This window comes from Rhodococcus sp. 66b, assembly GCF_002076325.1.
Lineage (GTDB): Bacteria > Actinomycetota > Actinomycetes > Mycobacteriales > Mycobacteriaceae > Rhodococcus_F > Rhodococcus_F erythropolis.
Genome location: NZ_MUZB01000004.1, coordinates 133,718 through 157,442, shown reverse-complemented (window position 1 = coordinate 157,442; position 23,725 = coordinate 133,718). Strand labels below are relative to the sequence as shown.

Here is a 23,725-nt window from a genome sequence, read left to right as displayed (position 1 = left end):
ATACATCGATCTCGGGGGTGCAAAAACCCAGCTCGGCAACGGAGCCACCGTGCCGAGCTGGGCTGATCGGGGTGATATGGCAGTGATCGGGTGGGGACGATCAGGCGGGGACGATCAAGCCGGTCGAGGCTGTGGCCGTCGCGTATCGCTGTGCAACGTCTTCCCAGTTGATGACGTTCCAGTAGGCCTTCACGTAGTCGGCCTTGACGTTCTTGTACTGCAGGTAGAAGGCGTGCTCCCACATGTCGAGCATGAGCAACGGAACGATACCGATGCTGATGTTGCCTTGCTGGTCGGTGAGTTGCTCGATGACCAGGCGCTGCCCGACCGTGTCGTAGGCCAGTACCGCCCAGCCGGACCCCTGCAAAGTCGTTGCTACAGCGGAGAAGTGGTTGACGAATGCGTCGAAGGTACCGAAGTGCTCGTCGATCGCGGCTGCCAACTCGCCTTCTGGTCGCTCACCGCCGTTGGGGGAGAGGTTCTTCCAGAAGATCGAGTGATTGGTGTGGCCGCCGAGGTGGAAGGCGAGGTTCTTACTGAGCAGCGGCGCCTTCGCGGTGATCGTGCCGTCTTCGCGTGCAGCAGCCAACTGCTCGATTGCGCTGTTGGCGCCCGCCACGTACGTGGCGTGGTGCTTGCTGTGGTGCAGTTCCATGATCTCGCCGGAGATGTGCGGTTCGAGCGCGGCGTAGTCGTAGTCCAGCTCGGGGAGAACGTATTCAGTCATGTGACATGCCTTCCTTTGAGGAAATGTTGTGAGACGAGAGATTTCGATAGGTTCGATCGTGATAGACGAGCGGCGCTGACACGTGCTGCGGATCGATGACGTCGACGACGCGCGCGGTGACAATCACTGCGGAGCCACACGTCGTGGCATTCAAGGGAACCGCCCGCAAGGCGTGGCCCGTGCCGTGCAGGAATGGTTCACCCGTCGACAGAAACGACCAGCGCATGTCGTCTCCGAAGCGCACAGCGCCGCGGGTCGCGAACGTGGCCGCCAGTCGCTCGTTCGCCGAATTTGCCAGGTGAACAACAAAACTGCTTGCGGAAGCAATGACGCTCGCAGAACCACGCAACGACTGCAGTGAGAACGCCAGAACTGCCGGATCGGCGCTGATCGAGATCACCGAAGACGACGTGATGCCGGCCGGGCCGTCATTGCCCGTGGCGGTGATGATCGAGACGCCGGCGGGATGATTTCGGAATGCCTCGACGAATGCGCTTCGGATGGACGGCGCCGAATCAACAGCGACGTCCGAAAGAGGTTGGGTGCCAACCAGTTTTGTCGTCACACTTAGCACCTCTTCTGACTCGGGTTTTGCTGTCGTTGCACTGTCTTGTGCAATACCGACGTTAAAACCTCGAGTGCAGTTGAGGTCAAGGTGCTGTGGCGGACCTCACCGTCCGAGCTTGGCTGCCAGACGTTCCATGTATCCGACCACCTCTTCGGGGCTCTTGTCCGGAGTGCCGAACATCGCCTCCGTGACACCGATATCTGCCCAGTGGGCGAGCTTCTCCGGATCGGGTTTGCCTGCCAGGACGGTTATTTCAGGCTCGCCGACTCTACCTGCTTCGGCCCAGATCTTTCGGAGCAGTTCCACGTTTCCGTCGATCTCCTGCTCGATCGGTGTGGTGATCCACCCGTCGGCAGACTTTGCGATCCACTTGAAAGTCTTCTCGTTGCCGCCGCCGCCCAACAAGATGGGAGGACGGGGCTTCTGAACGGGCTTGGGCCAGGCCCAACTAGGCCCGTACTTCACGAATTGGCCGTCGTACGAAGCTTCTTCCTTCGACCACAGTTCACCCATGGCTTCGAGATACTCCCGGAGTGCGGTCCGGCGTTTGTTGGGCGGTACGCCGTGGTCGGCGAGTTCCTCTGCATTCCAGCCGAATCCGACTCCGAAAACCACGCGTCCGCCGGAAAGATGGTCCAGCGATGCGATGGTTTTCGCGAGAGTGATCGGATCGTGCTCGAGCGGGAGGGCCACCGAGGTGCCCAATCGGATGGTGCTCGTGACCGACGCGGCGGTGCCGAGGGCAACCCAGGGGTCGAGTGTGCGCATGTAACGGTCGTCGGGCAATTCTGCCGACTGGGTTCCGGGGTGATCGGAATCCCTCGATACGGGGATGTGAGTGTGCTCCGGAACGTAGAAGGCGTCGAATCCATTCGCCTCCGCAGCCTTTGCTGCATCGGCAGGCCGGATGCCGCGATCACTGGTGAACAGGCTGAGTCCGTAGCGCACTGGTTCTCCTTCGATGGTCCGTCGAAAAACTGTAACCTGTTGCATCTTCGTTCGGATAGGTTTCCAGCCCAGTAAATCGATTGCCGACGTGACCGGGGGCGTGGTGAACTCGGGCGGAGCTGTTGTGGGCCGAGAGGTGGATGCAGTAGAGATGGACGCAGTGGAGATGAATCGGTTGTCGTGGAATGCGGCGACCGTCGCTCACAACAGTCACAAAGGTGACCAAGCACAGTTCTTTCGCAACGGCGGGTCGACCTTGTTTCCGGAAGAAGTGGCGCTGCTCGGCGAGATCGACGGCTCCTCGATTCTTCATCTGCAGTGCAATTCCGGTCAGGATTCGTTGAGTTTGGCTGCTCTCGGTGCCGCGGTGACCGGCGTCGACATCTCGGATTCTGCGATCGACTTCGCGCGAACATTGTCTGAGGAATCCGGCATTGCCGCCGATTTCGAGCGAGCGGATGTATCTGCGTGGCTCCGAGATGCCGGCGCTGCCGGGAGGAAGTTCGATCGAGTCTTCTCTTCGTACGGAACGGTGATCTGGTTACCCGATCTCGACGAGTGGGCCGAGGGGATTGCCGGTGTTCTGGCGCCGAACGGTCGATTCGTTCTGGTGGAGTTTCATCCGTTTGCCATGTGTTTCGACGAGAAGTGGTCGCTGACATACCCGTACGGAGGCGGGACTCCCGTGACCGAACCCGGTGGCGTCGGCGACTACGTGGCAGATTCAGCCGATCTCGTCTTGCCGGGCGCTCAGGGAGACGGAGTCGAGAACTTCGAAAATCCCTTCCCTTCATGTGAATTCAACTGGTCCATCGCCGAGGTGCTCGGCGCCCTGCGGCGTGCCGGATTGACGCTCGAGTCCTTCGACGAGTACCCGTACGCCAACGGTTGGCAAGGATTCGAGGAGATGGCAGAACTCGGCGGCAAGCGTTGGGGAGTCCCGGCCGGACGACCCGAGATACCGCTGATGTATTCGCTGTCTGTTCGCTTGGCCGACTGACGCCTATTTCCCCCGCATTTGCGGGTAATTGCAGACACAGGTAGTAATTACCCCCATGCCCACGACGCCACTGACACGACGCATCGCCGTCGACCTGTGCCGTCTTGGTGCCAACTGCTGTTGCTGTTGATTCCTTCCGACTCTCCTGAGTGAGAACGGCGCCGCTCTGTGCGCCTTCGCCCCTGCATGTGCGCTCGTTGCTGCATGTGTGCCGGAATTTTCCGTACGTCGAGGAAGAACAGCGATGTCGACTCCTGTCGAAGCAATAGAACCAACATCAGTCGCGGAACCGAACCGTGAACCGCGTCGGCCGTGGACTTCGAGTGTGACCACTGTCGGACTGCCGGTGCTTTCCGTGATCGCATTCTTGGCCTTGTGGCAGGTCGCCGCGGCGAGCGGCACCTGGAGTGAGACCTTCGTGCCCTTTCCGAGCACGGTCTGGCATGCCTTCGTCAACACGATGACCACGCACGACGGAGTGCGTGGCTACCAGGGGTATTTGCTCTGGGAGCACCTCTACATGACGCTGCGACGGGTGCTGGTCGGTGTGATCATCGGCGTCGGATTGGGCGTGATCCTAGGTTTGGCAATGGGATCGGTGACATGGCTGCGGAGCCTGCTCGAACCGTGGTTGACCTTCCTGCGGGCACTGCCGCCCTTGGCGTACTTCTTCCTGCTGGTGATCTGGCTGGGAATCGACGAGGCGCCGAAGATCACGCTTCTGGCGTTGGCTGCGCTACCGCCGGCAGCAGTGGCCACCACAGCTGCTGTTGTCGCGGCACCCGTCGGGCTGGTCGAAGCTGCCAGGGCGCTGGGAGCCTCACGGGCACAAGTGATCCGAGACGTGGTTGTCCCGTCGGCGCTGCCTGAAACTTTCACGGGCATTCGCTTGTCGGTGGGTATGGCGTACTCGTCAGTTGTCGCGGCCGAATTGTTCAACGGCATCCCCGGAATCGGCGGAATGGTCAAGGATGCAAGCAATTACAACAACACTCCGGTAGTGCTGGTGGGGATCTTCGCCATCGGATTCTCCGGTTTGATCATCGACGGACTGTTGCGGGCTGCTGAGCGCCGCGCCGTTCCCTGGAGGGGAAAAGTATGACCGACAATAAGAAATATGGCAGCATTTCCGAGCCCAGCGGCAATCTGAAGCGCAACAGCAATCCGAACCGCAACGAGGGAAGGGCTTCCCGGACGGCGTTCACGGTGCTGATCGGCGTTCTTGCCCTTGTTCTCGGTGCGTGCTCGGTGGATCATTCGGGCCAGGACTCGTCCAAGGAAACGATCCGTATCGCTTACCAGTCGTTCCCGAGCGGCGACTTGATAGTCAAGAACAATCGCTGGCTCGAAGACGCATTGCCCGAGTACAACGTGAAGTGGACGAAGTTCGATTCGGGAGCCGACATCAACACCGCCTTCATCGCCGGTGAAATCGATTTCGGCGCAATCGGTTCGAGTCCGGTTGCTCGTGGCCTCTCGGCACCGCTGAACATTCCGTACCAGGTCGCGTTTGTTCTCGACGTGGCCGGCGACAACGAAGCCTTGGTGGCGCGCAACGCAACCGGAATCAAGACCGTCGCAGATCTGCGTGGCAAGAAAGTGGCCACGGCATTCGCCTCGACCGCGCACTACAGTCTGCTGGCAGCACTGAACCAGGCCGGACTCAGTGCTGACGACGTCCAGTTGGTGGATCTCCAGCCGCAAGCATCCCTCGCTGCCTGGCAGCGGGGTGACATCGATGCCGTCTACACCTGGTTGCCCACGCTCGACGAACTCCGTAAGGACGGAACACAGTTGATCGCCAGCCGCGAGCTCGCGACGGCTGGAAAGCCGACACTCGATCTTGGTGTGGTGTCGACCGCGTTTGCCAAGGACCACCCCGAGATCGTCGACACCTGGCGAAAGGTTCAGGCCCGCGCGCTCACGACAATCGCCACAGACCCGGACGCGGCAGCGGAAGCTGTTGCCGCGCAATTGAGCGCCTCGAAGGAAGACGCGGCAGCGCAACTGAAGCAGGGAGTGTTCCTCACTCCCGAGCAGATCTCCTCGCCGGAATGGCTGGGCACCGAAGGCGCTCCCGGGAATCTGGCAGTGAACCTGCAGAGTGCAGCGCAATTCCTGGCCGAGCAGAAGCAGATCGACAGTGTGCCTGATCTGGCGGTCTTTCAGAATGCTCTCTATGTGAAGGGGCTTCCCGATGTCCTTGACCAGTAGCGAGACCGCACAGCAGGCCGCGGGAGGATTCGCTGCCGACCGCCCGGGCGCGATCCGAATCGACACCGTCTCGCACAAGTACGGCCACGGTCGAGAGTCCGTCACGGCACTCGGGCCGGTATCGATCGACGTCGCCCCTGGTGAGTTTCTGGTCCTCGTCGGAGCGTCGGGTTGCGGCAAGAGCACATTGCTGCGGCTGATTGCAGGTTTCGAAAATCCTTCCAGCGGAACAGTTCAGGTATCAGGATCCGATCCGATTCCCGGGTCGAGTGCCGGCGTGGTGTTTCAGCAACCACGACTGTTTCCGTGGAAATCGGTGGGCGGCAACATCGATCTGGCACTCAAATATGCCGGGGTGACGAAGAGCGAACGCGGGCGAAGGCGCGACGAGCTTCTCGACCGCGTCGGTCTGGGCGGCACAGCGGACCGGCGTATCTGGGAAATATCCGGCGGGCAGCAGCAGCGGGTGGCAATTGCCCGGGCCTTGGCGGCCGAAACGTCGTTGCTGTTGCTGGACGAGCCCTTTGCCGCATTGGACGCCCTCACTCGCGAGCGTCTGCAGGAGGACCTCCGCAGTGTCAGTGCCGAATCGGGGCGAACAAGTGTCTTCGTCACTCACAGTGCCGACGAGGCGGCCTTTCTCGGCTCCCGCGTCGTAGTTCTGACAAGCCGGCCCGGCAAGGTCGCGCTGGACCTGAAAATCGATCTGCCACGAACCGGCGTCGATCCCGACGATCTCCGAGGCTCACCCGAATACGCGGCATTCCGAGCCGAAGTCGGCCATGCGGTCAAGGTTGCTGCTGCAGCGTAGGTACCCTGCGCGTCGACTACCAGGTGGCCGCGTCGATAATAGGAAGGAGAACGTGCAGGACACGACGAACAAGGAGTGGTCATGGCAACTGAGGTGGAGTCCGGTGACCTCGTGCAGGCAGCCGGCCATGCGGGTCCGTGGACGGTAGTCGAAGTTCGCCAGGGCATGGCGTTGCTCGAACACAGTGACGGGCACAGGTTGTCGCGTCGAACGACGACATTGACCGTCGTCCGTAAGGGCTCGGGCAAGAAGACGACGGCGGTCGACGACGGGAAAGACGAAAACGGGTCGCCTACCCTGTTCGACTGATCTTCTGTCAGCCCGAGACGGCGTCAGCTGGAGAAGACGTCGTCGACGCGTTTGTCGAAGTACTCGGCGATTCGGAACGCCAGCGACAGACGCGGGTCGAAGTGTCCCTTCTCGATCGAGATGACGGTTTGGCGCGTGATTCCGAGTGCGTCGGCGCACGCTTGCTGTGACAATCCGGCCGCCGTCCTGAGTTCTTGAAGATTGTTGCGCATCAGATCTCGATCGTGGGGGCGCGGTCCCTCGACACCGCCCAGTACCGAATTCCGAAGTCGACCAGGCCGAGGGCAGTGAAGATCAGGAGCGGCAGTTCGGGAGCGCCGAAGACATTGTGCGCGATCAGCGCGATTCCCATGGCAGTGATCAAGTCTGTGAACGCGCCGAATCCGGCCTTGCGACTCCATTCTGTTTCGACGGTGTCCTCGGGATAGGCGGGAGCCTTGTTCTTTTCCGATGGGAAAAGGGCCCATACCGATCCGATGCAAGCCGGCGCCATGACGATTGCGAAGACGACGAAGGTCAACGTCTTCTGGTCGCCGGCGGTCAGTGCTGCGAAAAAGCCGAGGGTCAGCGTTACTGCGACGCCGATGCCGATAACCAGGCTCCACCGTGCCGTGGTGCTCATGAAGCCTCCCGGATGTAAGAGTTCTTTGACAGGGGTTGAGCGTAGATTCACGCACGCCGTATGTCAAAGAACTCTTACATCGCGCTCTGGGTCACGCGATTCCGAAAGGCGCTGAGTATGAAAACTTCCCCGTCTGATCAGCGCGATGCGTGGTGAGCGTTCTGATCTGAAAGTGAGCGCCCCACTCAGCTTCCGGAGACTCCACTCCGACGTCCGTGCTGGTGACGAATCCGAACCGCGGGTAGTACTCGGTGCTGCCCAAGAGTGCGATCAGCGGCACGTCCAGGGCGTCGCACGCGCCGATCACCGCATGCATCAGTGCCGAACCAACCCCGCTGCGCTGGTTACCCGGGGTGACAGCCAGCGGGCCGAGGCCAACAGCCTCCACGGGACCGACCCATCCGCGTGTTCCGATCACGAAGCCGACGATCTCACCGCCGGCTACGGCGACCAGGGACAACTTCGGTAAGTAGTCGTCCGAGGCGAAGAGTTGGCGTGTCAGTTCGATCTCGTAGGGAGTCTCGCCGGGCGGTGCCTGGTCGGCAAACGCCGCCCCGAGCAGTGAATAGATGGCGTCACGGTCGGAAGAAGTTTCGCGGCGGATGTACATGGCCACGAAACTACCCGGTTCACTTCGGATTGCGCTCCCCGTTTTCGGCTTGACGTGCCACTCGCTTTTCGTAGTCCGCACGCCCGTTCGGATCTACCGATGTCAGTGCGCGGCGATCGTCGATCACCCGGCGGCCGATGTTGATGATCCATTCGGGGACCAGTGCGTCGACGAGATCCCAGCCCGCAAGGTAACGGGGAACTGCAGTTTCGGCTCGCCGATGCGCGACCGTGTCGACGACGGCCTTGGCCACTACCTCGGGCTCAACCGTCGGCATTCCCTTTCCGAGTGGCACGCCTGACGAGAGGCCGGTCCGCACCGCGCTGGGCAGGATCGCGCTGACGCTGACCCCGGAATCTGCGAATTCGACACGGGCAGAAGCCGAAAGACCCACTGCACCGAACTTGCTGGCGTTGTACACGGCCATCCCGGGTATCGGAAGTTTGCCTGCCATCGATGCGATGTTGACGACGTGCCCGCGTCGTCGATCCACCATGCCGGGTAACACGGTGCGCATCCCGTGAATAGGCCCCCAGATGTTGACGTCGAGGGTGACTCGACTGGTGGCGTCGGACTCGTCGAGGAAGCTGCCGAGCGGCATCACTCCCGCGTTGTTGACGAGAATGTCGATGTGGCCGAATTCGCCGATCACCTTGGAGGCGAACATATCCCAGGAATCGCGCGACGTGACGTCCAGCAGGTAACCGCGGGCACGTGGGCCGATGGACTCCGCTGTGTCGACGGCCGTCTCCTCGTCGAGATCGCCGACGCATACGAGTGCACCGCGAGTAGCGAACAACTTGGCTGTCGCCCGGCCGATTCCGCGGCCACCGCCCGAGATGACGACGACCGCTCCGTCGAGATCGATCGGCGGGTAGGTGGTGCCGAAGAGGCTCATGCGGTGTACTCCGGTTCCGGACTAGTGGTGGGCTCGGATGGCGTGGGTTCAGATGGCGTGGGTTCAGACGGCGTGGGTTCAGGGGGCGTGTTGTCTGACTCAGGGTTCGACGTGTGGTTGTAGGCATACGGATCGAAGTCCCGTAGCCGTCGACGCATGGCGCCGGACGACCACGGCCAGTTGAAACTGTTGCGGCCGTTGACGTCGAAGAAATAGCTTTCGCAACCACCGGCGTTGTAGACCGTGGTCCCCAATGCCTCCTGAACCTGAGAGTTGAAGGCTGCCTGAACTTCCTCTCGCACGTCGATGGTCTGCCAGCCGTGACGACGCGCGTGGCCGATTGCCTGCGCCACATAGTTCAGTTGGGCTTCCAAGATCATGAACGCCGATGTGTGCCCGGTGCCGAGGCTCGGGCCCAGCAGGATGAATGCGTTGGGGAATCCACTGACGGCGGAGCCGAAGTACGCCTGCGGGCTTCCCTGCCAATGATCGTCGAGTGATCGACCTTCTCCGTCGAATACCTTGGATGCGATGGGCATGTCGAGGATGTGGAAGCCCGTTCCGAAGATGATGGCGTCCACCTCCGCCTCCACTCCGTCGGCGCCGATCACGGTGTTACCGCGGATCTGCTCGACGGCGTTGGCATGGACGCTGACGTTGGGTTTGCCGAGGGCCGGATAGTACGAGTTCGACATGAGCAGTCGCTTGCAACCGAGGGTGTAGTCGGGAGTCAATGCCTTGCGCAGCTTCGGATCGCGTACCTGTAGGCGCAATTGGGCTGACCCGAGTTTCTGCACGATTCGCAGGATCCATGGATTACGGAATCCCAATCCGAGCGCTTCCATGATTCCGTATTCGATGCTGCGCAAGGCTTTCTGTGCTCCCGGCACGAATCGCATGACGGACCTTTCGATCCGCGGTACGTAGTGATCGGGTTTGGGGAGAACCCATTGAGCGGTTCGCTGGTAGAGGTGAAGGGCGGAGACCTGGGAGACGATGCGCGGAACGAACTGGACTGCCGACGCTCCGGTTCCTACGACGGCGACGCGTTTTCCGGTCAGGTCGTAGTCGTGATTCCACTGCGAGGAATGAAACACCTCTCCCTCGAACGCTTCCAGTCCGGGGATCGCCGGTGTCAGGGGTTCGTTCCATGGGCCGGCAGCGGCTATCACGAAGCGAGCAGTCAGTTCGCCGCTGGAAGTTGTTATCTTCCACAGTGATTGCGACGCATCCCATCGCGCGGAGAGCATTTCGACCCCGAAGCGAACGTGTTTGTCCACTCCGTGCGTGCCCGCCGTGTTCTCGATGTATTCGCGGATCTCCGGTTGCTCCGCGAACAAGCGCGTCCAATCCGGATTGGCGGCAAAGGAGTACGAGTACAGACCGGATGGAACGTCGCAGGCGCACCCGGGATAGGTGTTGGCGCGCCAGGTTCCACCGAGGGAGTCGGCCTTCTCGAGGAGTGCGAAGTTGTCGATTCCGAGACGCTGCAGGTGGATAGCCGCGCCGATTCCGGAAATTCCACCGCCGATGATCACGACCTCGAAGTGGTCAGATTCGTTGTTCACTGAGTCTGCGCTTTCACTGGTGGGAACGAGTGGGCTGGAACGGGTGCACATCGAGTTCGCGCTTGACACTCGCACGTGTTGTACGCAGCGATGATTCGAAGGTGGCGAGCCGTCGGCGGCCGTCCATGAAGTTGGCGCCCATCACGGCAAGGTCGTCGTCGGTGGCATCGATTCGTATGACTCTGGTACCCGCGGAGCGGACCAGTTCGATCTCCTGATCGAGCCCCTTGGACATGGCATTGCGCAGGGCACTGCGTTCGATACGGGCGGCGCCGCGCGCCGGCCTCAGGGTTCGAGAAGCCATGGGCGCCAGTACAACCAGCTCGTCCAGTTGAAGGGGGAGCAGAAGGTCTACCGAAGCCGTGGATGCGGCGCCGCCGTCGATGTACCTGACGCCGTCGATCGTGACGGGTGGAAACCAGCCGGGAATCGCCCATGACGCTCGGAGCGCTTCACCGACGGTCACTTTCGGAGCCCCCTGTGCCCCGAATGCGACCCGTCGCCCCGTTCTGTAGTCCATGGATACCATGTACGCGTTCGGATGTGGGAGCCACGAATCGCCCGGAGCAAGTGATTCGGCGAGCGTAGTGAGCCAGGACGGGTCGCCGCCACCAACCGGTGCGATGCCGCTCATCCGGCTCAGAACCGGAAGGTCTCGACGCGTGAGGAGTCGTGGATTGCCGACGCCCAGTCTCGGAAGTGGCGGGAGCTTTCCGGGCGCCGACGCGATGTGGGTGAGGAGCTCGGGGCGTGCGGCGGCGTTGCCGAGTTGCATGGCAACCAACTCGTCGACACCGACTCCGCTGCCGAGCATCGTCACGAACTCGGCGCCGGCGGACGTCCCGATGATGGCTGTGGCTTCCCGTGGGTCCCAGTCGAGTGCATCCCGGACCGAGGCGAGCGCGGCAACAGTCCAGGCAAAACCGAGAGTGCCGCCGCAGCCGATGGCCAAGCCGCGTCTCGGTGCGCTGTTTTGGCGCACGGTGGTACCGGTCACATCTGAAGTCATGTTTCGGAGACTATCAGTATCCGAATAACGTTGGTACCCCAAAATTGGTTTCAGTACTCCACTCGACAACCGTTCGCGGTATTCGGCTACCGTGGGAATCTCGATACCGAGGACCACTGGGAGGTTCCGATGGCGCGATTGACCAGGCAGGAAGCGCAGGCGCTGACCCGCGAGACCCTGTTGGCGACGGCCGTCGAGCACTTTCTCGATCGCGGATACGCCGCGGCCTCTCTCGATCAGATCGCCGAGGACGCCGGGTACTCCAAGGGGGCGGTGTACTCGAATTTCAAGAACAAGGATGAATTGTGTGCCGAAGTTCTCGGCCGGATCAGGCTGACCAAGGTCGGTGAGATCACTGCGCAACTCGGGGCGAAATCGACCCTCGACGATGCGGTGGCTGAATTCGCGCGGTGGGCCGAGCGAACAATCGGGGACCAGAGGTGGACGCTGCTCGAGGTCGAGTTCTCGGTGAGATCGCGGCACAGCGAGGACATTCGGGAGAAGATCGCGGCGGGTGCAGACCAGGTGCGCGGACTGATCGCCGGATTGGTCCAACACCTCACGGAATCCAACGGGGTGACGCCGACGCTGGATCCGGACGCAGCCGCGCTGCGAATGCTCAGCGTCGGAATCGGTTTGGGGCTACAGCGCGCAATCAGCCCAGAGCTTCCCGTCGATCCGCTGGTGGATACGGTGCGGGAAATTTTGTCGGGCGGCTGAGGAGTGCGCGGAGCATGCCGCCGATCTCGGCGACCGCTGCACGGGATCCGGCACTGGGCCCCAGAACGTTGACGAAACCGTGGATGAATCCGGGGTAGCGTCGATCCGTGACATGAACACCGTTGTCTCGCAATCGTGCTGCGTACGCTTCGCCTTCGTCCCGGAGTGGATCGAACCCCGCCGTGATCACGATGGCTGGTGGCAGTCCGGCCACGTCTGGGGCGCGTAGCGGCGACACCAACGGGTCGAGTCGATCGGCATCCTTGCCGAGGAAGCTGGACTCGTAGAAGTTCATATTGGCCTCGGTCAGGAAGAAGCCTTCACCGAACGTCGTTCTCGAGGGAGCCTTCTCGTGAAAGTCGGTCGCGGGGTAGATCAACAGCTGTGCTGCCGGTGGGGTCTTGCCGTCGTCGCGGGCACGCAACGCCACCGTCGCGGACAGGTGCCCGCCCGCACTGTCTCCTCCGACAGCGATGCGTGTCGGGTCTGCCCCGAACTCTTCGGCGCGGTCGACGATATCCTGGTACGCGGAATAGGCGTCGTTTACCGGTGTGGGGAAAGCGAATTCGGGTGAAAGCCGGTAGTCGACCGAGATGACCCGTGCGCCGGAGGTCTCGGCCAACAGGCGACACGGAGCGTCGTGGGATTCGATGCCGCCCTGTACCCAGCCGCCGCCGTGGAAGTAGGCGAGCAGAGCGCCGGAGTCGGCAGTCGGAACGTAGAGCCGGGCGCGGAGCGGGCCGTCGGAGCCCGAAACGGAGATCTCTTCGGTGCGGACCTGCGCGGGTCGGCCGCCCATCATGATCGCGGTTCGGGTGAGATTGGCGCGAGCAGCGGCGAGTGACTGGGGATCGGTGGAATGTGAGGGGAGTGGCCGCGTCTTCGCAAGCGTGAGCAGCAGGTGTGCGTCGGCGTCGAGCGTGTTGCCCTCGATGACGACGGGTGGCCCGGTGATTCGACGTTTCACCGCGCTGGGCAGCGCGAATGCGGCTGCTACCAAGGACGCTTCGGCGCGATCTCGAATGCTGCGGCTGCTGGCCTGCTTCACGGATTCCGACACGTGGCGCAGACTACCAAGCATGACTACTGCGGCACTGTCGATCACGCAGATCGAGAACACACATCTGGTTCGGTGCGGTCACGCCAATTGGGTCCTGGTCGAAGAGGGGGCCGATCTGACGTTGATCGACGGCGGATACCCGGCCAACGGCGCCGACGTCGAACGCTCGATCGAGCAGATCGGTCACCAGCTCGGGGATGTTCGGGCAATCCTCGTCACTCACGCGCATGTCGATCACATCGGTGGAATCGCGGACATCGTGACTCGGCTCCAGGTTCCGGTCCTGATGGATCCGTTGGAAGTGCCCCACGCGAAGCGGGAGTACCTGCAGCAGTTGTCGCCGGCCAAAGTTCCGTTGCTGTTGTGGCGGCGAGGCGCTCCGAAGTGGCTACTCGACGTGATCGGAGCAGGCGCGTTGAGAGGCGCGGAACTGCCTCGCGCACAGGCCTTTGCGGCAGGTGGTGCGCTGGACGTTCCCGGTCGGATCGTACCGATTCCTACCCACGGGCATACCGACGGCCACAGCGCTTACCTTGTCCCCGAGGCAGGAGTCATCGCGTCGGGTGACGCTCTGGTGACCGGACATGCGACGTCGAGCGTCGCCGGACCACAATTTCTGGTGTGCCCCTTCAACCATGACCGTGGAGCGACGGACCAGGCGTTGGACAATATTGCCGCTGCGCCCGCCGGCGCGCTGTTTCCCGGACACGGGCCGGTCTACGAAGGCAGCTTGGCTGCCGCAGTCGAACAGGCCCGAGCGGGCCGGACAAGGATGCGTCCATGAGTACTGTCGAAACGGTCGACGAAGGCGCGGTGCACGGTTTCCTGCACCGCCCCGAGTCAGTGCCCGTCGCAACCCTGGCATTGACCCACGGCGCCGGAAGTAATTGCGACACTGTGCTGTTGCGTGCTGTCGCCGACGGCCTTGCTGCAGCAGGAGTGCAAGTTCTGCGCTTCGATCTCGCGTTTCGGGTGCGTCGAGCTTCGGGGCCGCCGCATCCGTCGCGTGCTGCGGAGGATCGTGCGGGCATTGCCGAGGTGATTGCCGCTGTTCGCTCGGACTACTCGGTGCCCGGACCCGTTCTGCTCGGCGGACATTCGTACGGCGGTCGGCAGGCGTCGATGCTGGCAGCGGAAAACCCGGGACTTGTCGACGGCCTGGTCCTGCTGTCCTATCCACTGCATCCACCGAAGAAGCCCGAGAAGCTCAGAACCGAACACCTGCCCGACCTGAACACACCCGCCGTTGTCGTCCACGGATCGAAGGACGAGTTCGCGACGACGGAGGAGATACAGGCAGCACTCGACCTGGTTCCCGCCGCGACACGTCTGGTGGAGTTCGAAGGAGCGCGACACGACTTGTCCGTGGTGAAATTTCCGGTGGTGGAGGCGACAGTCGCGGCCGTATCGGCTTTGTTCGTGTTCTGAACGCCGAGCGGGCAGTTGCCCGTGTCGGTGGTTCCTGGTGAGATCGAATCATGAGTGCCCAGCCGTATCAGCCCAGTGCCCTGTCCGACGTCACGGTGAGCGTCGACGGGGACGACACAGTCGTCAGCTTCCCTCGGGTGCTGCCGTATCCCGTCGAGAAGGTGTGGGAGGCGATCACCGACCCGGAGATGTTGGCGCAATGGACGCCGTACACCGCCGATCGGAATCTGAGCCGTACCGGTGACGCCGTGATCACCATGCTCACCGAGGACGGTGCCCCCGAAATGTCGCTGCCGGTCACCGTTCACGTTGTGGAGACCACTCGGCGGCTCGAACACGAGTGGGGCCCGGACGAATTGGTGTGGGACCTGACCTCGGTCGAGGGCGGCACCCGCGTCGCACTTACGCAGAGGTCGCGCGCCGAGGGGATGGCGTCGGCACTCGCTGCCGGATGGCATTTGTGCTTCGACGTACTCGATGCCCTTCTGGCAGGCGAGCCCTTCGGACCGATCGTGGGCGAACGGGCGCGCGAGTACGGCTGGGACGCACTCAACTCCGGTTACGCGCGACAGTTGGGCATCGACGAATCTCAGGTTTGGTAGCTGCTCAGAGTTTGCGACTGGCAGGCTTTCTGGTGGAGGCTCGCACGATCAGTTCGACGGGAAGTTTCACGGATTCGACGTTCTTGCCGGAGATAAGTGCGAGTAGGTGCTCGAGCCCGGTCGCGCCAATCTTTCGGGCGGGGGACCTCACCGTTGTCAGGGGCACCGGGAGTTGCGAGACAACCGGAATGTCGTTGTAGCCGACCAGCGCAAGATCGTCGGGAATGCTCAACCCGAGATCACGGGCCACACCGAGTACGCCGATCGCGATGGTGTCGCTCACCGTGAAGACGGCGTCGGGGCGTGAATCCCCACCGAGCAATGTGGCCGCCGCATCGACACCCCCTTGAACTTCGAACTCGGACGCCACTATTCGGTTCGGCGGCAGTTCCAGACCGGCTTCGGTCAGGGCATCGCGGAAACCCGCGACGCGTTCCCGCGACGTGCTGGCGTGATCCGGCCCCGCGATCACTCCGAGATCGCGATAGCCGCAGTCCAGAAGATGCTTCCCCGCGAGGTAGCCGCCGAGGCGGTCGTCGCCGCTGACAAAGGGAAGACCTCGGTTCGGAGACGACGTCGCCGAGTCGATGTGCCGGTTCAGCAGCAGGATCGGGAGTGAGCGCAGGGGGAGCGAGTCGACGAAATCGGTACCCGGCAGGTGGATGCTGCTCAGCATGAGACCGTCGACCTGTCGGCTGACCAGGAACTCGACCGCTTTGCGCTGCGCGTCCAGATCGTCGGGTGGGCTGGAGAGAAGGACGGAGTACCCGGCTGCGGTGGCGGCTTCCTCGATGCCTTGGAACATCGTGGCCACCACGACGTCCGTCAGCCTCGGCATCACGACGCCGATGGTGGTGGTCTTGCGGGTACGCAGGCTGGCCGCCCACAGGTTCGGTTGGTAACCGAGTTCCTCGGCAACCTGACGAACTCGGAGTGCGGAGTCGGACCAACCGTCGGCGGGCTCGGGCTGACGGAGGACCCGCGACGCCGTCGAGATGTGGACCCCGGCCTGGTCGGCGATTTCGCGCAGCGTTGGCGGACGGCCGTTGCTGCGGTTCGACGGATCGGGCGTCATCTGCGTCGGGGCTCCTGGTGTGCGTCGGTTCTGAGCTGGTTCTGAGTCGGTTGGCCGTCCGGGGATTGACGGGTGTGCAACCGGGCTCTACTCTAGGCGATGCAAACGATTGCGCAATCGTTCTCGCAAAGGATTGCGCCCGAGAACACTGGAGGCCCCGTGACCACGCCGCAGTCCCTGTCCGAGCTTTTTGCCATCGACACCCTGCTGGACGCCGAGGAGATCGCGATCCGCGACACGGTCCGCAAGATGGTCGACGATCGCATTCGCCCGCACATAGGTGAATGGTTCGAAGCGGCAGCACTGCCGGCGCGTGAGCTGGCCAAGGAACTGGGCGCGCTCGGCGTTCTGGGCATGCATCTCGAGGGCTATGGCTGTGCCGGAATGAGTGCCACGGCGTACGGGTTGGCCTGCCAGGAACTCGAAGCTGTCGATTCGGGCATTCGCAGCCTCGTCTCGGTCCAGGGCTCACTGGCCATGTTCGCGATCCACCACAACGGAAGTGAAGAGCAGAAGGAAGAATGGCTCCCCCGGATGGCGGCGGGTGAAGCCATCGGCTGCTTCGGTCTCACGGAACCCGATTTCGGATCCAACCCCGGCGGTATGCGAACCAACGCCAAGCGCGACGGCGACGACTGGATCCTCAACGGCACCAAGATGTGGATCACCAACGGCTCCATTGCGGACGTCGCCGTGGTCTGGGCGCGAACAGACGACGGCGTGCGCGGATTTGTCGTTCCCACCGACACTCCGGGATTCTCCGCCCCCGAGATCAAGAACAAGATGTCGCTGCGCGCGTCGGTCACCTCGGAACTGGTGCTCGAGGACGTGCGTCTTCCTGCCTCGGCGATGCTGCCCAAGGCACGCGGACTTTCCGGGCCCCTCGGCTGCCTCAATGAGGCACGCTTCGGCATCATCTTCGGCGCGATGGGTGCCGCACGTGACTGCCTCGAGACCGCGATTTCCTACGCGCGTGATCGCAAGGTCTTCGACAAGTCGCTCGCTGCGTACCAGATCACCCAGGCCAAGATCGCCGACATGGCAGTCGAATTGGGCAAGGGGCAGTTGCTTGCCATCCACCTCGGACGCCTCAAGGACGCCGGGACGGTTCGCCCCGAGCAGGTCAGCACCGGCAAGCTCAACAATGTCCGCGAGGCCATCAAGATCGCCCGTGAATGCCGCACCATTTTGGGCGCCAACGGCATCACGCTCGAGTACCCTGTGATTCGGCACGCCAACAACCTCGAATCCGTACTCACCTACGAGGGCACCTCCGAGGTTCACCAGCTCGTGATCGGTCGGGCACTCACCGGTGAAGAAGCGTTCCGGTGACGGTCGACGCTGTCGGAGCGCTCGACGGGCTGGTGATCGCGGATTTCGGTCGCGTCCTCGCCGGCCCGTACGCCACGATGATTCTCGCCGACCTCGGCGCGGAGGTAGTCAAGGTCGAACGTCCGGGTGTCGGCGACGACACTCGTAGTTGGGGTCCGCCATGGGTCGGGGACGAGTCGAGTTACTTCCTGTCGGTGAACCGCAACAAGAAGTCGGTCACTCTGGATCTGCGCGAGCCGGAGGATCTGGAGAGTGCGCGTGAGTTGGTTCGCGGCGCGGATGTAGTGGTTCAGAACTTCCTGCCGGGAACGATGGACCGGCTCGGATTGGGCTACGACTCTGTGCGAGAAATGAATCCGCGTGCGGTCTACTGCTCGATCAGTGGCTTCGGTGGCAACAACTCTCTGCCGGGATACGACCTGTTGATCCAGGCGGTGGGCGGATTGATGAGTATCACCGGCCCCGATTCCAAGACTCCCACCAAGGTCGGCGTCGCGGTGGTCGACGTGATCACGGGCCTACACGCCAGCGTGGGAATCCTTGCAGCGCTACGCCATCGCGATCGAACGGGCGAAGGACAGCACGTCGAGGTCAATCTGTTGTCCTCGTTGCTCTCCGCGCTCGCCAACCAGTCGTCCGGCTACGTTGCCGCGGGCGTGGTGCCTCAGGCAATGGGCAATCGACATCCGAGCATCGCACCATATGAGGTATTCGACACCGCGGACCGTCCGCTGGTCCTCGCTGTCGGCAATGACCGGCAATTCGGTTCGTTGACAGAGGTTCTCGGAGTTCCCGAACTTGCCGCGGATGTGCGGTTCATCTCGAACCGGGATCGGGTCGCGCATCGAGAAGAGTTGTTCGATGCCGTCACTGCTGCATTGGCCAAGGGCACTGCGGACTCGTGGTTCGAGGCGCTGACCGAGCGAGGTGTCCCGTGTGGACCTCTCAACGACATCGCCGACGCGATAGCGCTGGCGGAGCGACTGAATCTCGATCCGGTGGTGTCCATCGACGACCCGCGTCGCGATGCACCGACCCGGCAGGTAGCCAATCCGATTCGGATGAGCGGCACACCGGCAACCTATCGGTCGGCCCCTCCGCGGTTGGGGGAGGACAGCGTTCCCACTCCGTCGGGAGTCAGTTGACCCAAGCGAATCGGCCACCGGAATACCCGGTGGCCGATCTGCGTGTGTGGGTGACTCAGCTGACCTTCAGGACCAGCTTTCCGGTGTTCGCACCGGCGAAGAGAAGGTTGAGGCTGTCGCCGAACGCGTCGATACCCCCGTCGACGACGTGCTCGCGGGCAGTCAATTCGCCACTCTTGATCCACTTTCCGATCTGCTCCTGCGCTTCTGCGTAGCGATCGAGGTAGTCGAAGACCACGAAGCCGGCCATCGTGGCCCGATTGACGAGAAGTGACAGGTAGTGCGCGGGGCCTGGCTGAGGCTCGGTGGCGTTGTAACCCGCGATGGCGCCGCAGATGACCACCCGAGCGCCCAGGCGCAAACGGGAGAGAGCAGCGTCGAGAATTTCTCCGCCGACGTTGTCGAAGTACACGTCGATACCGTCGGGAGCGTTGGACTTGAGCGCCTTGTAGACGGATTCGTTCTTGTAGTCGATGGCGACATCGAAGCCGAGGTCCTCGGTGAGCCACGCGCACTTCTCCGGACCGCCGGCGATGCCGATGACCTTGCATCCGTGGAGCTTTGCGATCTGACCGACCAGGCTGCCGACCGCGCCCGCAGCACCGGATACGACGACGGTGTCACCGTCTTTCAGCTTTCCGACGTCGAGCAGTCCGAAATATGCGGTGACGCCGGGGAATCCGAGAGCTCCGAGCCAGGTCGGTAGGGGAGCGATCGATTCGTCGACCCGGGTCACATCTGTTCCGTCGGACACTCCGTACTCGGAAGCGCCGAACGATCCCGCCACGATGTCCCCGACCTGGTAATCGGGGTGTTGGGATTCGGTGATGCGTCCGACGCCGTGGGCGCGCATGACGGAACCGAGCTTGACCGGCGGAACGTACGACTTGACGTCGTTGAGCCAACCGCGCATCGCGGGGTCGAGGGAGAGGTATTCGACCTTGACGACAAACTCACCCGGCCCGGCGGACGGGATCTCGGCGTCGACATATTCCCAGGTGGAAGCGTCGGGAAGTCCTGTCGGGCGGGCGGCGAGGCGTACTTGGCGGTTGGTCATCTCTCCCCTTCGGCGAAACGAATTGAACTTGAGGCCGGATTCAATATAGGTGATGGATCACGAACTGGGAAGAGTTGGATGAACCGATTGACGACTATGTATGTTCGATCGATGAGCAATGTCGTCGAAGACGCGCCTGGTTGGTTCACTCGGGCGCTGGAAGCGCCGGTCGAGACGGGGTCGGTGGAGGTCGAGGGCGCTTCGGTGCACTTTCGGGCTTGGGGGTCGGCGGGGCCGGGAATTGTGCTGATCCACGGCGGCGCAGCCCACAGTCGCTGGTGGGATCACATCGCGCCGCAGTTCGCCGAGGGGCGCCGCGTCGTCGCTCTCGACTTGACGGGCCACGGCGACAGTGACACTCGCGATGCCTACGCGATATCCCAGTGGGCTCGCGAGGTGCTGGCGGCGGCCGAGGCCGGGGGAATCGACGGCAAGCCGATTCTGGTGGGGCACAGTATGGGTGGGATTGTTTCCTTCGTGGCCTCGCATCTGCACGGCGAACTGTTGGACGGCGTTGTCATCATCGATTCGCCACTCAAGGCGCGGACGCCCGAAGAGGAGGCAGCTCGACGCCAGAATGCGTTCGGCCCCAAGAAAGTTTATCCCACCAGGGAAGACGCGATGGGTCGATTCCGCTTCGTTCCGCCCCAGGATTCGGGACTGCCTGCGGTGCGTGACCATGTGGCAGCCACGTCCATGGAGGAAGTCGATGGCGGTTGGTCATGGAAATTCGATCCGAACTTCTTTCTCCGAGTTGGCGCCGAAGATGTTCTCGACAGTGAACCGCGTTGCCGCGTAGCCTATTTCCGAGCTGAGAACGGTATCGTGTCCGATCGACTCATGGAGCACATGCGCGGACTGTTCGGACCGGAGGCCATCGTGGCGGAGATTCCCGAAGCCGGCCATCACGTCATGATCGATCAGCCGTTGCAACTCGTGACCGGGGTGCGAACTGTGTTGAGTGCGTGGGCCGTCGCAAGTCAAGTGCCGGTAAATCAAGCGGCAGGTAACATCGAGGAAAGGGTAGAAGCATGAGCACGGAATTGACGCTCGAACCGAAAGTCGAAGCTGCACTGCAGTTGTGGCACACCATGATCGAAACCGGTGACCTGTCGGCACTGCCGACCATTGTCGCGCCCGACGCGCAGTTCCGATCGCCCACCGGATTCAAGCCGTACCAGTCCGCGGATGCCGTTGTGCTCATTCTCAATACGGTGATCCAGGTGTTCGAGAATTTCGAGTACCACCGTCAGTTCGCCGGAGCCAACGGTCGGCAGGTCGTTCTCGAATTCAGTGCGAACATCGGAGACAAGAGCCTCAAGGGAATCGACATGGTCGAATTCGACGAGGACGGCAAGATCGTCGATTTCGAGGTCATGGTGCGTCCGGCCAGCGGGCTCGCCGCATTGGCTGCCGAGATGGGCCGCAGGCTCGGGCAGACGCTACCGAACTACAAGGCCTGACCTGATTTCGGAGCGGGCCGGGTCTGCCTGCTCAACTCGTGCTGAATCCGCCGTTGGAGTGAAGAAGTTGTCCTGTTATCCAGCCTCCGGCGTCGGACATCAGAAATCGGACGAGGTCTGCAGTGTCGCCGGGTGTACCCAGCCGGCCGGCAGGGGTGTGGAGGGTTGTGGCCTGTTTGATCTCCGGTGTCAGCCATCCTGTGTCGATCGGTCCTGGGTTGATGACGTTTGCCCTTACACCGCGTGACCCCAGTTCGACTGCGGCGGCGATGACGATGCGGTCGAGAGCGCCCTTGCTGGCGCCGTACGGAAGATTATGGGCCGCATGGTCGCTGGTGAGTGCGATGATCCGCCCGGTCACCTGACTGATTTCGCGTTGCTCCGGAAGGCGTTCAGCGAACGCTTTGATCAGCAGCCAAGAGGCGCGGGCGTTGACGGCGAAATGTCGTTCCCAGCTCTCGACGGTGGTATCGAGGATCGAGCTGTCGACGCTTTCGCAGTGCGAGAGAACCAGCCCACGAAGGTCATTCCGCGATGCGGCAGCGTCAACGAGCTGTGCGGCCGCATCCGGCGAGGCCAGATCTCCGGGAACCAGGTCGATACGGCCCCCGAGTGCGCGACACGTCTCGGCAACGTCCTGCGGATCGTGCGCTCCGCGGACGAACCCGACGCGTTCGTCATAAGGCGCCCAGTAGCCGATCGTCAGATCCCAACCATCCTCGGCGAGACCCAATGCGAGGCTTGCTCCGATCGACTTGCTCCGGCCGACGCCGGTGATCAACACGGTCCCGCGCTTGTCAGACACTGCTCGCCTCCAGAGATGTCCTGCAATTCAAATGGGGTGAGGTCACTTCAGTTGGAAGCATCACTGTAGCGGGCGAGCTGTCGCCTGTATCGAGGGAGCTGTCGCCGTAGGTGCCTCGACCTGACCAGTGTCTTGACACGGCGCTGGTCACAGCGTTTGACTGAGATGCAAGCTCGAGTTGATTCGCCGGACTGTGTCCCGGGAGGTTGACCTATGCGCGGCAATGGAATTGCAGGCAAGGCTTTCTCAGGCGAGGGCTGTAGACGTGGACAAGAATCTCACCGAGCAAGGTCTCATCGCGGGACCGTCTCGGTTCTGGCTTTGTTTGGGGTGTGCGTACTTTCGTTTGCCACCACTCAGATGGCCGGCGCGCAACCGGTTGCAGAGAATGTCGATACCGGGTTCGTGATCCCTTTTGCCGGGGCACCGGTCTACGAGAGCGTCGCGCCCACGCAGATGACTACTCCGGATCAACTCAACCAGCCGCTCGGTCAGCAGACTGCGGAAAAGATTGCCGCGCAGATCGGACTCGAGCCAGCCGACGCTTTGACCGAGGAGCAGTATCGCGACCTCATGGCCGGCGGTGGGGTCGGTGGCAATCTCGAGGATGCCGAGGTGATCGACGAATGCGCCCGGATTCTCACCAATACGAACGGGCGGCCCCTCTATTCCGGCACTACGCCGTCGGTTCTGGCCAGTTACGGGTTGTACGTGAATCCCGACGGATTGCTGGAGAGTCCGGCTAACGCGGATGCGCCGACGCGACAGGTGAATACGCTGATCGCCCCTGGCGGTTTTGTGGGCACCTGGTTGCGCAACAACGGTGCGACGCACACTCTGATTGCGCTCTATCAGTCGGCATACACGGTGCAGGCAGTCTACGGATTTGCAGCGCAACAGATTTCGGGAGCAGCGCAGCTGGTGACCAACACCAAAGGCGATGTGAGTTCGGAAGTCGGCATGTCGATGGCGCCGCCGCTCTGGATAGTGAACTTCGCACTGCTCTACATCTTGAAGCCGTCACTGGCGGCGGCCATGCCTGCGCACTGGGCTCCCATTCCGCCTGCCGTTGCCGACGCCGTGAAGGCGAGTCCCACCGGTCAAGTCGCCTTCAGTGACTACGCGTCCTATTTCGAGTGATCGGTCTGCCGGACAGCGCTGACGAACTTCTCGATCAAAGCGTGGTCCTTGACGCCCCTCGACGATTCGACGCCGCTGGAGACATCGACGCCCCAGGCACCGGTGGCATCCAGCGCGTCGCGCACGTTCTCCGGGGACAGTCCGCCCGCCAGGATCCACTGGCCGTGCGGGCGTGATTGCTGTTGTGCCCAGTTCCACGGCACCCCGGATCCGGCGTCGGCGCCGTCGATCAGGAGCTCGTCCTCACCGAGGTCGAGGTTGTAACCGTCGCGGACGTTGCTGGAGACAACAGCGCGGATGACAGTGAGGCCGGCGTCGTGCAGCCGCTGCACTTGCTCGGCGTCGACCAGATCGTGAATCTGCACGGTACGAAGACCGGTGATCTCGGCGATCTCGAGGACCTGATCGATCGGGTTGCCGAGAAATACTCCGATTGCCCGGATGTGTTCGGGGATTCGTGCAAGAAGATCGACTGCGAGTGCGGGGTCGACTTTGCGGACGCTCTCGGCGAAGACGAAACCGATGGCGTCGACGCCCAGGCCCACCGCGAGGTCGACCGTGTCAGCGTCCCGCAGCCCACAGACCTTGATGAATGTCACCTGATACACAGTACT

Annotated in this window: 28 protein-coding genes; 14 read left to right on the top strand and 14 right to left on the bottom strand. The window is 62.4% G+C overall.

Annotation, left to right across the window (positions count from 1 at the left end; all coding sequences use genetic code 11):
* Window positions 1-100 precede the first annotated feature (100 nt).
* The 3 genes from B0E55_RS08830 to B0E55_RS08820 form a co-directional block, all read right to left on the bottom strand.
* On the bottom strand, window positions 101-727 hold the full coding sequence (locus B0E55_RS08830) for a superoxide dismutase (protein WP_003940303.1): 627 nt from the start codon (window positions 725-727) through the stop codon (window positions 101-103).
* Window positions 720-1,292, bottom strand: coding sequence for a flavin reductase (locus B0E55_RS08825; protein ID WP_080909547.1), 573 nt, complete (start codon window positions 1,290-1,292; stop codon window positions 720-722). The genes B0E55_RS08830 and B0E55_RS08825 overlap by 8 nt, the downstream gene beginning before the upstream one ends.
* Before the next feature lie 105 nt (window positions 1,293-1,397).
* The gene (locus B0E55_RS08820) at window positions 1,398-2,243 is read right to left on the bottom strand and encodes an LLM class F420-dependent oxidoreductase (protein WP_080909546.1); all 846 of its coding nucleotides are present in this window, start codon (window positions 2,241-2,243) and stop codon (window positions 1,398-1,400) included.
* A gap of 88 nt (window positions 2,244-2,331) precedes the next feature.
* Here B0E55_RS08820 and B0E55_RS08815 point away from each other — a divergent pair, with 88 nt between their 5' ends.
* The 5 genes from B0E55_RS08815 to B0E55_RS08795 all read left to right on the top strand — a co-directional run bounded on the left by B0E55_RS08815 (window position 2,332) and on the right by B0E55_RS08795 (window position 6,577).
* Complete coding sequence (locus B0E55_RS08815) at window positions 2,332-3,243, top strand: class I SAM-dependent methyltransferase (protein WP_080909545.1); 912 nt, start codon at window positions 2,332-2,334, stop codon at window positions 3,241-3,243.
* 244 nt (window positions 3,244-3,487) lie between these two features.
* Window positions 3,488-4,345, top strand: a complete 858-nt coding sequence (locus tag B0E55_RS08810; RefSeq protein ID WP_020970648.1) for an ABC transporter permease — start codon at window positions 3,488-3,490, stop codon at window positions 4,343-4,345.
* The gene (locus B0E55_RS08805; protein WP_080909544.1) at window positions 4,342-5,457 is read left to right on the top strand and encodes a taurine ABC transporter substrate-binding protein; all 1,116 of its coding nucleotides are present in this window, start codon (window positions 4,342-4,344) and stop codon (window positions 5,455-5,457) included. Before B0E55_RS08810 ends, B0E55_RS08805 begins: the two co-directional genes overlap by 4 nt.
* Window positions 5,441-6,268, top strand: a complete 828-nt coding sequence (locus B0E55_RS08800; protein WP_019745131.1) for an ABC transporter ATP-binding protein — start codon at window positions 5,441-5,443, stop codon at window positions 6,266-6,268. Before B0E55_RS08805 ends, B0E55_RS08800 begins: the two co-directional genes overlap by 17 nt.
* An 81-nt stretch (window positions 6,269-6,349) precedes the next feature.
* Window positions 6,350-6,577: a hypothetical protein gene (locus tag B0E55_RS08795; protein ID WP_021345436.1), complete on the top strand. Its 228-nt coding sequence runs from the start codon at window positions 6,350-6,352 to the stop codon at window positions 6,575-6,577.
* Window positions 6,578-6,600: 23 nt separating this feature from the next.
* Here B0E55_RS08795 and B0E55_RS08790 read toward each other — a convergent pair whose 3' ends face one another.
* The 6 genes from B0E55_RS08790 to B0E55_RS08765 all read right to left on the bottom strand — a co-directional run bounded on the left by B0E55_RS08790 (window position 6,601) and on the right by B0E55_RS08765 (window position 11,284).
* Window positions 6,601-6,789, bottom strand: coding sequence for a helix-turn-helix transcriptional regulator (locus B0E55_RS08790; RefSeq protein ID WP_019745129.1), 189 nt, complete (start codon window positions 6,787-6,789; stop codon window positions 6,601-6,603).
* Window positions 6,789-7,199 carry a hypothetical protein gene (locus B0E55_RS08785; RefSeq protein WP_020970646.1) on the bottom strand — a complete coding sequence of 137 codons (411 nt, stop codon included), beginning with the start codon at window positions 7,197-7,199 and terminating at the stop codon, window positions 6,789-6,791. The genes B0E55_RS08790 and B0E55_RS08785 overlap by 1 nt, the downstream gene beginning before the upstream one ends.
* A gap of 91 nt (window positions 7,200-7,290) precedes the next feature.
* Window positions 7,291-7,809, bottom strand: coding sequence for a GNAT family N-acetyltransferase (locus B0E55_RS08780; RefSeq protein ID WP_047889623.1), 519 nt, complete (start codon window positions 7,807-7,809; stop codon window positions 7,291-7,293).
* A 19-nt stretch (window positions 7,810-7,828) separates the two neighbouring features.
* The gene (locus tag B0E55_RS08775; RefSeq protein ID WP_080909543.1) at window positions 7,829-8,707 is read right to left on the bottom strand and encodes an SDR family oxidoreductase; all 879 of its coding nucleotides are present in this window, start codon (window positions 8,705-8,707) and stop codon (window positions 7,829-7,831) included.
* Window positions 8,704-10,275 carry a flavin-containing monooxygenase gene (locus B0E55_RS08770; RefSeq protein WP_047889621.1) on the bottom strand — a complete coding sequence of 524 codons (1,572 nt, stop codon included), beginning with the start codon at window positions 10,273-10,275 and terminating at the stop codon, window positions 8,704-8,706. Before B0E55_RS08770 ends, B0E55_RS08775 begins: the two co-directional genes overlap by 4 nt.
* 13 nt (window positions 10,276-10,288) lie before the next feature.
* Window positions 10,289-11,284: a patatin-like phospholipase family protein gene (locus tag B0E55_RS08765; RefSeq protein WP_047889620.1), complete on the bottom strand. Its 996-nt coding sequence runs from the start codon at window positions 11,282-11,284 to the stop codon at window positions 10,289-10,291.
* Window positions 11,285-11,413: 129 nt separating this feature from the next.
* Here B0E55_RS08765 and B0E55_RS08760 point away from each other — a divergent pair, with 129 nt between their 5' ends.
* Window positions 11,414-12,004: a TetR/AcrR family transcriptional regulator gene (locus B0E55_RS08760; protein WP_019745124.1), complete on the top strand. Its 591-nt coding sequence runs from the start codon at window positions 11,414-11,416 to the stop codon at window positions 12,002-12,004.
* On the opposite strand, the gene B0E55_RS08755 is transcribed toward B0E55_RS08760, so the two are convergent.
* Complete coding sequence (locus B0E55_RS08755; RefSeq protein WP_241896036.1) at window positions 11,940-13,064, bottom strand: alpha/beta hydrolase; 1,125 nt, start codon at window positions 13,062-13,064, stop codon at window positions 11,940-11,942. The genes B0E55_RS08760 and B0E55_RS08755 overlap by 65 nt on opposite strands.
* Window positions 13,065-13,083: 19 nt before the next feature.
* Here B0E55_RS08755 and B0E55_RS08750 point away from each other — a divergent pair, with 19 nt between their 5' ends.
* Genes B0E55_RS08750 through B0E55_RS08740 form a run of 3 tightly spaced genes read left to right on the top strand, consistent with a single transcriptional unit; the run spans window position 13,084 to window position 15,094 of the window.
* Window positions 13,084-13,848 (top strand): MBL fold metallo-hydrolase, encoded by a 765-nt coding sequence (locus B0E55_RS08750; protein ID WP_080909541.1) that lies wholly within the window; start codon window positions 13,084-13,086, stop codon window positions 13,846-13,848.
* Window positions 13,845-14,492: an alpha/beta hydrolase family protein gene (locus B0E55_RS08745; protein WP_080909540.1), complete on the top strand. Its 648-nt coding sequence runs from the start codon at window positions 13,845-13,847 to the stop codon at window positions 14,490-14,492. The genes B0E55_RS08750 and B0E55_RS08745 overlap by 4 nt, the downstream gene beginning before the upstream one ends.
* 50 nt (window positions 14,493-14,542) lie before the next feature.
* Entirely contained in the window at window positions 14,543-15,094 is a 552-nt protein-coding gene (locus tag B0E55_RS08740) for an SRPBCC family protein (RefSeq protein ID WP_029256137.1), read from the top strand.
* Window positions 15,095-15,098: 4 nt separating this feature from the next.
* Here the strand turns inward: B0E55_RS08740 and B0E55_RS08735 are convergent, their stop codons facing one another.
* Window positions 15,099-16,169 (bottom strand): LacI family DNA-binding transcriptional regulator, encoded by a 1,071-nt coding sequence (locus B0E55_RS08735; RefSeq protein WP_020970637.1) that lies wholly within the window; start codon window positions 16,167-16,169, stop codon window positions 15,099-15,101.
* Between the two features lie 159 nt (window positions 16,170-16,328).
* Between B0E55_RS08735 and B0E55_RS08730 the strand changes: the two genes are divergently transcribed.
* Both B0E55_RS08730 and B0E55_RS08725 read left to right on the top strand, forming a co-directional pair.
* A complete protein-coding gene (locus B0E55_RS08730) occupies window positions 16,329-17,501 on the top strand; it encodes an acyl-CoA dehydrogenase family protein (protein WP_046380332.1) in 1,173 nt (390 codons plus the stop codon).
* Window positions 17,498-18,646: a CaiB/BaiF CoA transferase family protein gene (locus B0E55_RS08725; protein WP_042952819.1), complete on the top strand. Its 1,149-nt coding sequence runs from the start codon at window positions 17,498-17,500 to the stop codon at window positions 18,644-18,646. The genes B0E55_RS08730 and B0E55_RS08725 overlap by 4 nt, the downstream gene beginning before the upstream one ends.
* 55 nt (window positions 18,647-18,701) lie before the next feature.
* Here the strand turns inward: B0E55_RS08725 and B0E55_RS08720 are convergent, their stop codons facing one another.
* Window positions 18,702-19,703 (bottom strand): NADP-dependent oxidoreductase, encoded by a 1,002-nt coding sequence (locus B0E55_RS08720; RefSeq protein WP_003939765.1) that lies wholly within the window; start codon window positions 19,701-19,703, stop codon window positions 18,702-18,704.
* A gap of 111 nt (window positions 19,704-19,814) precedes the next feature.
* Between B0E55_RS08720 and B0E55_RS08715 the strand changes: the two genes are divergently transcribed.
* Both B0E55_RS08715 and B0E55_RS08710 read left to right on the top strand, forming a co-directional pair.
* Window positions 19,815-20,738 carry an alpha/beta fold hydrolase gene (locus B0E55_RS08715; protein WP_019745115.1) on the top strand — a complete coding sequence of 308 codons (924 nt, stop codon included), beginning with the start codon at window positions 19,815-19,817 and terminating at the stop codon, window positions 20,736-20,738.
* Window positions 20,735-21,166 (top strand): nuclear transport factor 2 family protein, encoded by a 432-nt coding sequence (locus tag B0E55_RS08710; protein ID WP_019745114.1) that lies wholly within the window; start codon window positions 20,735-20,737, stop codon window positions 21,164-21,166. Before B0E55_RS08715 ends, B0E55_RS08710 begins: the two co-directional genes overlap by 4 nt.
* A gap of 31 nt (window positions 21,167-21,197) precedes the next feature.
* Here the strand turns inward: B0E55_RS08710 and B0E55_RS08705 are convergent, their stop codons facing one another.
* Window positions 21,198-21,971 (bottom strand): SDR family NAD(P)-dependent oxidoreductase, encoded by a 774-nt coding sequence (locus B0E55_RS08705; protein WP_080909539.1) that lies wholly within the window; start codon window positions 21,969-21,971, stop codon window positions 21,198-21,200.
* Between the two features lie 213 nt (window positions 21,972-22,184).
* Between B0E55_RS08705 and B0E55_RS08700 the strand changes: the two genes are divergently transcribed.
* Window positions 22,185-23,111 carry a hypothetical protein gene (locus B0E55_RS08700; protein WP_080909538.1) on the top strand — a complete coding sequence of 309 codons (927 nt, stop codon included), beginning with the start codon at window positions 22,185-22,187 and terminating at the stop codon, window positions 23,109-23,111.
* Here the strand turns inward: B0E55_RS08700 and B0E55_RS08695 are convergent.
* Window positions 23,099-23,710, bottom strand: a complete 612-nt coding sequence (locus tag B0E55_RS08695; protein WP_024487295.1) for a phosphoribosylanthranilate isomerase — start codon at window positions 23,708-23,710, stop codon at window positions 23,099-23,101. The two genes, B0E55_RS08700 and B0E55_RS08695, sit on opposite strands and share 13 nt — an antisense overlap.
* Between the last annotated feature and the right edge of the window lie 15 nt (window positions 23,711-23,725).

Coding starts and splice junctions, on each gene's coding strand:
- B0E55_RS08830 (WP_003940303.1), bottom strand. CDS start 727: ATGACTGAATACGTTCTCCCCGAGCTGGACTACGACTACGCCGCGCTC.
- B0E55_RS08715 (WP_019745115.1), top strand. CDS start 19,815: ATGAGCAATGTCGTCGAAGACGCGCCTGGTTGGTTCACTCGGGCGCTG.
- B0E55_RS08760 (WP_019745124.1), top strand. CDS start 11,414: ATGGCGCGATTGACCAGGCAGGAAGCGCAGGCGCTGACCCGCGAGACC.
- B0E55_RS08740 (WP_029256137.1), top strand. CDS start 14,543: ATGAGTGCCCAGCCGTATCAGCCCAGTGCCCTGTCCGACGTCACGGTG.
- B0E55_RS08805 (WP_080909544.1), top strand. CDS start 4,342: ATGACCGACAATAAGAAATATGGCAGCATTTCCGAGCCCAGCGGCAAT.
- B0E55_RS08800 (WP_019745131.1), top strand. CDS start 5,441: ATGTCCTTGACCAGTAGCGAGACCGCACAGCAGGCCGCGGGAGGATTC.
- B0E55_RS08765 (WP_047889620.1), bottom strand. CDS start 11,284: ATGACTTCAGATGTGACCGGTACCACCGTGCGCCAAAACAGCGCACCG.
- B0E55_RS08780 (WP_047889623.1), bottom strand. CDS start 7,809: ATGTACATCCGCCGCGAAACTTCTTCCGACCGTGACGCCATCTATTCA.
- B0E55_RS08745 (WP_080909540.1), top strand. CDS start 13,845: ATGAGTACTGTCGAAACGGTCGACGAAGGCGCGGTGCACGGTTTCCTG.
- B0E55_RS08775 (WP_080909543.1), bottom strand. CDS start 8,707: ATGAGCCTCTTCGGCACCACCTACCCGCCGATCGATCTCGACGGAGCG.
- B0E55_RS08735 (WP_020970637.1), bottom strand. CDS start 16,169: ATGACGCCCGATCCGTCGAACCGCAGCAACGGCCGTCCGCCAACGCTG.
- B0E55_RS08700 (WP_080909538.1), top strand. CDS start 22,185: ATGCGCGGCAATGGAATTGCAGGCAAGGCTTTCTCAGGCGAGGGCTGT.
- B0E55_RS08810 (WP_020970648.1), top strand. CDS start 3,488: ATGTCGACTCCTGTCGAAGCAATAGAACCAACATCAGTCGCGGAACCG.
- B0E55_RS08790 (WP_019745129.1), bottom strand. CDS start 6,789: ATGCGCAACAATCTTCAAGAACTCAGGACGGCGGCCGGATTGTCACAG.
- B0E55_RS08710 (WP_019745114.1), top strand. CDS start 20,735: ATGAGCACGGAATTGACGCTCGAACCGAAAGTCGAAGCTGCACTGCAG.
- B0E55_RS08720 (WP_003939765.1), bottom strand. CDS start 19,703: ATGACCAACCGCCAAGTACGCCTCGCCGCCCGCCCGACAGGACTTCCC.
- B0E55_RS08785 (WP_020970646.1), bottom strand. CDS start 7,199: ATGAGCACCACGGCACGGTGGAGCCTGGTTATCGGCATCGGCGTCGCA.
- B0E55_RS08750 (WP_080909541.1), top strand. CDS start 13,084: ATGACTACTGCGGCACTGTCGATCACGCAGATCGAGAACACACATCTG.
- B0E55_RS08795 (WP_021345436.1), top strand. CDS start 6,350: ATGGCAACTGAGGTGGAGTCCGGTGACCTCGTGCAGGCAGCCGGCCAT.